Here is an 8,819-nt window from a genome sequence, read left to right as displayed (position 1 = left end):
CGTACAGCGTCGTCGTCTTGCCTGAGCCGGTCGGCCCCGTCACGAGCACGATGCCGTGCGGTTTGCCGATCAGCTTGTCGAACTGGCCGAGCGTATCGGACGCCATGCCGAGCGCTTCGAGATTGAGTCGCGCCGCGTCTTTCTCGAGCAAACGCAACACCGCGCGCTCGCCGTGGCCGGTGGGCAGCGTCGATACCCGCACGTCGACCGGACGACCGCCGACGCGCAGCGTAATGCGGCCATCCTGCGGCAAACGTTTTTCCGCGATGTCGAGCTGCGCCATGATCTTGATCCGCGATATCAGCGCGCCGTGCAGCGCTTTTTTAGGCCGCACCACGTCGCGCAACGTGCCGTCGACGCGAAAACGCACCACCGACGCATTCTCGAACGGCTCGATATGAATATCCGACGCCTGCTCGCGTGCCGCTTGCGTGAGCAGCGCATTGATCATGCGGATGATCGGCGCGTCGTCTTCCGATTCGAGCAGATCCTCGACCTGGGGGATGTCCTGCATCAGCCGCGACAGATCGACTTCGCCTTCGACTTCGCCGACCACCTGCGCGGCGCTGCCGTCCTGGCGCGCATACGCCTGGTTGATCGCCTGCGCGAGTTCGTCGGCTGGCACGCGCAGGACCGACACCGCGCCGTAATTGCGCGCGACTTCGGCAAGCGCGGCTTCGCTCGTGCGCTCGCTGATCCAGACCTCGGGGCTATCGGCATGCTGATGCGCGACCAGGATCTGGCCGCTGCGCGCAAAACCGTATGGCACGAGCCGGGCGGCGAGCGGCGACGGCGCCGCGCGCTCGCAGGCCGCGGCATCGCCGTTCAGCGGACGTTGCGAGGGCGCGGATTGCGCGGGCATCTGCGTCACGGACGCGCTCCCGGCGACACCGTGCTCGGCACCGGGCCGCTCGCCGGCTCGACGACGGCCGGTTGCGGCATGGTTTGCGGCATCGTCTGCTGCACGGGTTGGGTCGTGGTCTGCGCGCCGGCTTGCGGCGGTACCTGTTGAGGCACCTGTTGCGGTGACTGCTGCGGCATCATCTGCTGGCGGCGCATCTGGTTCAGGTCGAACAGGTTCATCGCCGGCACCCCGCCCTGGCTCGGGCCGAGCGGCATCGGCGGCACGACCGGATCGTCGCGATCCCTCATGATGTTGTTGTCCTGACGGTACGCGCCCTGCACACCCTGGATGTAGTCGTAGCGGTTCGCCGTGACGGCCTGCGTGGTGTCGCGGTCGCTCAGGATCACCGGGCGCAGGAACACCATCAGGTTAGTCTTGCCGCGCGTCTTCTGCTCGGAGCGGAACAGCTGGCCCAGCCACGGAATGTCGCCAAGCAGCGGCACCTTGCTGTTGCTGACCTGGTATTTGTCCTGCATCAGGCCGCCGAGCACGATGATCTCGCCGTTATCGCATAGCACGGTCGAGTCAATCGAACGTTTCTTGTAGTCCGGCCCCGCCGGATTCGTCGACGCGTTGTTGGTGCCGTCTAGGATCGACGAAACTTCGGTATGGAGCTGCAGCTTCAGGATGCCACCGTCGGTGATCTGCGGCTTCACCTGCAGCGTCAGACCGATGTCGATGCGATTGATCGTGTTGAACGCCGTGCTCGTAGTGCCGCTCGTCAGGTTCGAGAAGGAACCAGTCTGGACCGGCACGTTGGTACCGACGATTATGTCCGCTTCTTCGTTGTCGAGCGTGATGAGGTTCGGCGTGGACAGCACGTTCGCGTCGGCGGTCTGCGACAGCGCTTGCAGCAGCGCGCCGAGACCCTGCGCGCCGAAAATGTTGTGAAGCCAGCCGATGTTCAGACCTTGCTGGACAGGCGCTGCGTTCGAGGCGGGAGCCGTGGCGAGACCCTTTCCGGCGCCAGCGGCCGCGGCCGGCGTCAGGTTGATGATGCTGTTGCCCGTGCCCGCCGCGAGGTTAGTACCGGCAAACAGGTTGCCGTTCGCGACCTGCCACTGAATGCCGAGGTTGCCGCTCGTATCCGAGTTCAACTCGACGATCAGTGCCTCGATATACACCTGCGCGCGACGCGCATCAAGCTGGTCGATCACCGCGCGCAAGTTGCGGTACGTCGCTTCGGGCGCGGTGATGATCAGCGAGTTGGTCGCGGAATCGGCGGTAATCATACCGCCGCCCTGATCCTCGCTCTTTTCCTTGTCGCCGCCGAGAAAGCCGCCGGTATTACTGCTCGAGCCCGAAGCGCCGCCGCCCATCGGCGAGTTCATCGAGCCGCCGCCGAGGCCGCCCGACGGCAGCGGCGGCGTGCCCGGCACGATCGCCGAATTGCTGGCGTTCAGACCACCGCCACCGCTGCTGCTGTTCTGGTTGAACGAGTTCGCCTCGTTCGAGCCGCCCGACGAGCCTTCGCCGCCCTTGCCAAGCATGCTGCGCAGCGTGCGCGCGAGTTTCGTCGCGTCGGCGTTGCGCAGCGGCACGACGTGGATGTTGCCCGGCATCGTGGTCGGCGTGTCGAGCTGCTTCGCGAGTTCCCTGGCCGCCGCGAGGCGTGCGGTGTTCGACGCGCGCATCAGCAGCGAATTGGTGCGCGGATCGGACGAGATCGACACCTTGAGCGTCGCGTCCGTGCTGCCGATCGAGCCCGGATCGAGCATCTTGTTCATCTGCTGCTCGATGTCGATCGCGTTCGCGTTCTTCAGCGGCACGACTGCGACCGCCTGGCCGGCCGCGCTATCGACACCCGCGATGATCTGGGCGATGCGCCGCACGTTGTCGGCGTAGTCGGTGACGACGATCGTGTTGTTGGCGGGGTAGGCCGCGACCGTGTTGTTCGGGGAGATCAGCGGACGGAGCACCGGCAGCAGGTTATTAGCCGATTCGTTCCTGAGCGTGAAGACCTGCGTGACGACCTGGTCGCCGCGCGCGGTCGGCGCCTTGCCGACGTGGGTCGGCACGCCTTGCAGCTTGGCGTCGGCCTCGGGCACCACTTTCAGCACGCCATGATCCTGCACGAGTGCGAAGCCCTGCATGCGAAGCGCCGATTGCAACGTCTTCAGCGCTTGATCCTCAGGCACTGCGTTTTCCGATACTAGGTTCAACTGACCTGTGACGCGTGGGTCGACAATGATCGTCTTGCCGGTGGCCGCGCCGATCGCCTTCGCGACCTGGTCGATATCGGCGTTCACGAAGTTGAGTGTCACCTGTGCGTGTGCGGTCGTCCCCGTGATCAGTCCAGCCAGCAGCAATGCGGTTAAGACGCGAGATAAAGCCATACGATTTGTTATCCGAAATTTTTTTGATTCTGGTTAGAATTCAATGTGGGTGCGAAGAAACGGCAGGTTTGCCCTTGCATAATTTTGATGGAAGGACGGCCAGAAAACAGCGAAGCGCACCTTTCGGGCGTTCCCGGATCAGGGAGAATTGGGCATTGCCAATGACGGCTGCAGAGTCAAACCTTCAACTGGCTGCCGTCGGCCGGATTGAGCGCGCCGACCTTGCTATCGTGGTGGCATGGCGCGTGACCTACCTGATGCGCAAATGCCAAAGCTGATGGAATTTGATTGCCGCCTTGTTGTTCGACCCGAATGAAGTCCGTCGCGCGTATCTGCTCGTCGAAGAGAAAGTTCCGGCCACAATGGCCACCCGCAAACGAACTCTGATTTGCCCTTTTCGGATCATGTGCATGTTGTGGAGGCCGGAGCGGATGATGCGCACGCACCGGAAATCCTCGATCGAATCATCAGTGCGACGATGCGCCTGATGGCGCGATGGTCCTGCTCGATGATTTTGTCAGGTCCCTGTTCTGACGGACATTGATCGGTGTGGGGCGCCCGGCGTTGAGCACTTTGAGCGCACCCAGATCGACTGCCGCCTCTGTTAACGGCAGCCGTTTCGGGCGCACCTTTCCGTGCAATCGCATTCTCGAAGCAACGTCGAACGGCGACCCTGTAGCGATGGGCACGCAACAGGAAATCGACCGTGTTAGCAGCCTTACCGATGACGAAGAGCAGGCACATCCATTGTGCCCTTGACCTTTACATAGGTTTCGTCCATGCGCCGGCTCCCGCCCATCGAGTGTTTGCATTCGCGAAACTCTTTTTTGAAGCAACCGTACGAGCTTGCATCCAGTGGTGCACGCTTGAGGATCGACCTGAATACTCCGTTCGTCCATCATTTCAAATCCAGATTACGTAAACTCAGCTGGTACGCAACGCACCAGCGCACACATCAGAATCACGTCCAACGCATAACGCAGCCGCTTTAAACGCCTGGCCAATACCGGCGGACTGCCTCGTGCGCGGTGTCTTCGTGTTTGGCGTCATGCAGGTCACACATTGGGATTCGAAAGACTTTGCTCGACCTCGCTGACGCGACGGAACCTTACTGCGCGCGCCAACTTCGGATTGCCGCGCTGATCTTCGCGAAGTCCAAGCTGCCGAAGCCCGTAGCCATGTCCCAGCCTGACGTCGCAGTGAAGCCGTAGCCATGGTAGCCGTTGTTGCCTGCTGTCACGTCGTGGTGCAGCGCCGTATTGCCCGGGAGATTCTCATAGAACGCCGGCGTTGGCAGGCTGAGGCTGTTGTTCGTGGCCGATTCGAGCCGCGCCCAGCCGCCCACGAAGATCGGTGACGCGAGGCTCGTGCCGCCGCTTGGCGACTTCATCTTCTGCCCGTTGAAGATGATGTAGGCGCCAGTCGATCGCGCAGCATCGAACGCCACGTCCGGCAGGACACGCTTCGTCACCGAACTGCCGAGCGCCGCGGTTTGCCAACTGGGCGCGGCTTCGTACACGCTCTTGCCCCCTCCCGTCGCCCAGATGCGCACCGCGTTGTCGACCCGCTTCCCAGTTCCGTCTAAGTCCGCGTACGCGGCGCCGTCATTCCATACGGTTTCGCCGGCCCACGTCATGGTGCCGGTCGTGGAGAGCATCGTGCCGCCCACTGCGACGACATACGGCGAACTCGCGGGATACTGCACGCTGTATTTGGACAGATCGTTTATCGTGGTGATCGAGGCGCCGTCGGACGTGCCGATGTACCCTTGGTTTCCGTGCGGCGAATACGATCCAACATAGACGCCCGCATCGCCTGAAGCGACTGAGAAGGTCTGTCCTTGCGCAACAGCCTGCTTGAACACGGCATCGGCGGCGGCGAGCGCGCCGGTTTTATAGGACGTATATTCGTCGTTCCCGAGGGACACATTGATGATGGTCGCCTTATCATCAGTCACCGCTTTGTTGTAAGCAGCGTTCACCGTTGCGTCGGTGGCACGGTCGGTGCCGGGACCGCTCATGGCCGGATAGAAGATTAGCTCCTTGACGCCTCCGGATGTGCCGATGATGACCTGGCTGTCGAGAGCAAACTCGATATCGGCGTCGGGGACCGGGATGCCCGATCCATCCTCGACGACCGCCGTGTTGACCTTCGGCAGGTGTGCGTTTTGCGTGAAGGTGTTCAGGTCGGCAATGGTCTGAGTCATGTCGCCCCAGGCGATGATGCCCACCGTCGTGTTGGTCGCGGCGGGCAGACTGCTCGCGTCATAGATCTTCGCGAAATCGGTTGGCTCGTGGCCAACCAGCTTCGACGCGTCTGTCGTGTTCTTCTCAATGGAGTCCGGTTCGATGACCGCTTCCGGCGCGAAGCGTTGGAGCATGCTGTGCGGCACGACCGCATTCTGCAGACCGAGTACCGAATCAACGCTCAAGGCGAGCGATGACGGGACACGGGCTGACAAATCGTTCCCATAGGCCGGCTTGCCTTTATAGTTGAAGCGCTTGATGCTCGTCTGGAAGGCGCTTTGCACGTTGTTTGCGTTGCCGTCGGCGGAGAGCAGCATGTTGTTCTCCGACACGGAGACGTTGAGGAAGCCGTTCGCCTTCAGATGAGCGACTACGGCCGCGACCTGAGCGTCGGTCGGCGAGAAACGCGCCTTGAACTCGGCCGGCGTGAGGTACCTGTGGTAACTGGGGCTACCCGGCTGATTGAGGTCGCGAAGGAACCTGTCGAGCGTTTCCTCGTTGCGGTGCCTCAGGGCCACGGCAATGTGCAGCGGCTGACTCAGTTCGAGCGGCGTCACATTCGTATCGGTCAGCGCCGGATTGCCGAGGCTGTTCAGCGAGTAGCTCTGCGGGGCATACGTTCCGGCCGGCGCCGGCGCGTTCGACAGGAGGAACGCTTGGGTGCGGGTCGAGACCCAGTCGGTCTCCGCTCGGGCGGACAGCGGGATCATCGTGACCGCTACGCCAAGGGAAAGGGCCGCCAGTTCAAAGGCTCTTGGGAATTTGCGATTGCCGAAATGAATTGTTTGCATTGTGACCTACGAAAATTCAACGAAGCTGGCGCGCGGCCTAGACACGTGGCCCCTCGTCAGGCAATGCGCAAGGGCTTGACTGCGGCGTGGACAGACGGCGGTTGCGGGACGATGTTGCTGTCAACGCTTAACTCGACCGCGATCTCTTTAAGAGATCGCGGCGACGTCTGTAACGTTGCATGGAGTATGGAATCCCAAATTTGGACGACATTCGGGGTATTGCGTTAATGCTTACGAGCTTTGCCATGATTCCTCAAAGTGAATTTGCCGCAAAATATGCGCGGCCCCGGAAGAGATCGCAGAGCCTTGGTACGATATATCTCCGTATAAGAGTCCGTCACTATGGTGTTGATCCCATCGGTCGCGAGCAAATAAGCCCGATACCTGCCGGACGCTTCTAATGTGGGCGGATCATTTCCAAGTGCGACGCGCATGCGATTGTCGCCGGAGCTTCTGCTACGACGCAAGCAAATCGGATTCAATAAAACTGATATCGCGGTTTATGATGGGATTGCAGGGTTTGCTAGTGCTTGCGCATGGGTATGCCGATCCCCTCATAGCGAGGTACGCATCGCTGACTACCAGTATGCCCCGGACCGAGCTCCGCGACCGATCGAGAGCGGAGAGGCGAAACAATCGTTATCGAGGTCCAGGGGGCTGGTGACACCGCGCGCGCGATGAGTCGCGCTGGATGCGGGCAACCAGTCCTCGACATGGTTCAATCATGACAGATAGGAGAGGTTGTATCGAGACCTTCGTTTGGTCAGTGAAAAGGTGCGCAACCGTTTTGTTCGGTGTGCGCCCATATGAACTCCATGCTCCTCGAGACTTTTCTGCAAGCGCTCAAGACGCAAGGCATTCTTGAGTACGCTGATGCGCCGTGGGAACCTTGGCTTCTAAGCGCTGCCCGCACCGGAGGTCGAATATCTGGCGAACAGGCAAGGCGTCTACGCCGTAGGAACTCGGTGTGAGATTATTCGACGGCGAAAGCGGAAGTGCCGGAACTCGCTGGCGTAAAGCATGTATTCGTCAAAGCGTCGGCAGAAGTGAACAACCGCACTGAAAACAGTCATCTGCCCCCCCGCCGGCGCGGGCGCCAGGTTTCCGCGATTCACGCGTCGAAGTCTCTGCAATCTGCCAACAGGCCTCACTCGAAGCCTTCCTTAAGATTTCACAGATTGTTCACGGCCGTCGGATAACATCGAAGCTACAATCCAACGCGGACTGCGCAGTGCATTCATAGTAGCTAGGACCGTAAGGATCATGTTTCTGACGCCACGTGCTTACGTCCACCGATAAGTCCGGTTCTGGACGCCTCGGCAAGAATTCTAAATCTGCGTAGTCGCCGTCACCAAGCTCGTATGAGCAGCTCACTGCCGCTCGCGATCCACTATCCATCGCTGGATGGAATTTGGCAGAGCTAAATTTAGTGATGCCACCGTCATCGTCCAGCCCAATGCCCAACCATGTACCCTCACCATCGCTAGTCATTGCCATGTACGTGTCCCCGTTTTTTTCGATTGCGGTGACACTCGGACAGCTTTCGGCCGTGTCAGCCAACACATGACACGATGCGCCAAGCGCGAGCGTAAAAACAAAAATACCTTTCTTCATCGTTTAAATCCTTCATATTGCACAACGGTCTGCTAATCTAAGGAAGGTCTGCACAACTCGTTTTCAGAGAGTTGGCCGTTTGCCACTTGCGTCGTATCAGCCATGAGAGTCTGCTGGCAGGTTGGTCGTCTGGCTTTAGAAGCGTGACGACCACTGTTTGCCGAGATTCACGGCCTGAATCTGCGAGCGTTTCAAGGGTTCCACAAAGCCTTGCGTGCCATCCACAGGTTGCCCAGAGCAAATAGTGTCGTGATCTGGGCGGTGTTCTTCATCAACCCTCGGTACCGGCTCTTTGTATAGCCAAACTGCTGTTTGAGGACGCGGAACGGATGTTCAACCTTGGCGCGGATGCCGGCCTTCAGGCGTTCAATCTGATCGAATATCGCGTCCAGCCGATCGGTTAGGTCCAGTTGTCTGCGCCTGCCTGGTCGCATCGCGACATGCCAGCGAACCGCGCTTACCTGGCAGCGCTTTTCGATACCCTGATATCCGGCGTCAGCGTACACATCCATTTCCTGGTCGTGCAACAGCGCTTCGGCTGCATTGATGTCATGAACGCTGGCGGCTGTGCCGATGACCGTGTGGACCAGGCCCGACTCTGCGTCCACGCCGACGTGCGCTTTCATCCCGAAGTACCATTGATTTCCCTTCTTCGTCTGGTGCATTTCCGGGTCCCGTGTACCAGAGCCGTTCTTCGTCGAAGTGGGTGCGGAAATCAAGGTAGCGTCGACCGCCGACCCCACCTTCAGCATCAAGCCTTTCTCGCTCAGGATCTCATTGACCAGCGTGAGCATCTGCGCAGCCAGGCCGTGCGTTTCGAGAAGGTGACGGAACCGGAGAATCGTGCTCTCGTCCGGCAAACGCGTCATACCCTCGTCCAGCCCAGCAAATTCACGATACAGCGGCACGTCATAAAGCGCCTCTTCCA

General features: G+C 60.4%; 6 protein-coding genes and 2 pseudogenes. 1 reads left to right on the top strand and 7 read right to left on the bottom strand.

Annotated features, from left to right (window positions below):
* From GCT19_RS39860 to GCT19_RS39845, 5 genes and pseudogenes are all read right to left on the bottom strand, one after another.
* On the bottom strand, window positions 1-862 hold an 862-nt coding region (locus GCT19_RS39860), incomplete at its 3' end, for a GspE/PulE family protein (protein ID WP_193727518.1).
* 5 nt (window positions 863-867) lie between these two features.
* Window positions 868-3,240: a type II secretion system secretin GspD gene (gene gspD, locus GCT19_RS39855; protein ID WP_152854950.1), complete on the bottom strand. Its 2,373-nt coding sequence runs from the start codon at window positions 3,238-3,240 to the stop codon at window positions 868-870.
* A 176-nt stretch (window positions 3,241-3,416) separates the two neighbouring features.
* Window positions 3,417-3,686, bottom strand: coding sequence for a hypothetical protein (locus GCT19_RS43105; RefSeq protein WP_018436570.1), 270 nt, complete (start codon window positions 3,684-3,686; stop codon window positions 3,417-3,419).
* Window positions 3,623-4,290, bottom strand: a pseudogene (locus GCT19_RS44540) (IS6 family transposase); the annotation flags it as partial. The gene GCT19_RS43105 and the pseudogene GCT19_RS44540, both read right to left, overlap by 64 nt.
* 58 nt (window positions 4,291-4,348) lie before the next feature.
* Window positions 4,349-6,277: a S53 family peptidase gene (locus tag GCT19_RS39845; RefSeq protein WP_026228920.1), complete on the bottom strand. Its 1,929-nt coding sequence runs from the start codon at window positions 6,275-6,277 to the stop codon at window positions 4,349-4,351.
* Window positions 6,278-7,251: 974 nt separating this feature from the next.
* On the opposite strand from GCT19_RS39845, the pseudogene GCT19_RS44075 reads away from it, so the two are divergent.
* Window positions 7,252-7,380 (top strand): annotated as a pseudogene (locus tag GCT19_RS44075) (IS6 family transposase); the annotation flags it as partial.
* Window positions 7,381-7,459: 79 nt separating this feature from the next.
* On the opposite strand, the gene GCT19_RS45010 reads toward GCT19_RS44075, so the two are convergent.
* Window positions 7,460-7,891, bottom strand: a complete 432-nt coding sequence (locus GCT19_RS45010; RefSeq protein ID WP_152854948.1) for a DUF3757 domain-containing protein — start codon at window positions 7,889-7,891, stop codon at window positions 7,460-7,462.
* 191 nt (window positions 7,892-8,082) lie between these two features.
* Window positions 8,083-8,819: IS5 family transposase (locus GCT19_RS39830; protein ID WP_152854947.1), on the bottom strand; the 737-nt coding region annotated here is incomplete at its 5' end.

The sequence above is a fragment of the Paraburkholderia atlantica genome (assembly GCF_009362785.1).
GTDB lineage: Bacteria > Pseudomonadota > Gammaproteobacteria > Burkholderiales > Burkholderiaceae > Paraburkholderia > Paraburkholderia atlantica.
This window is presented reverse-complemented; position numbering and strand designations above follow the sequence as displayed.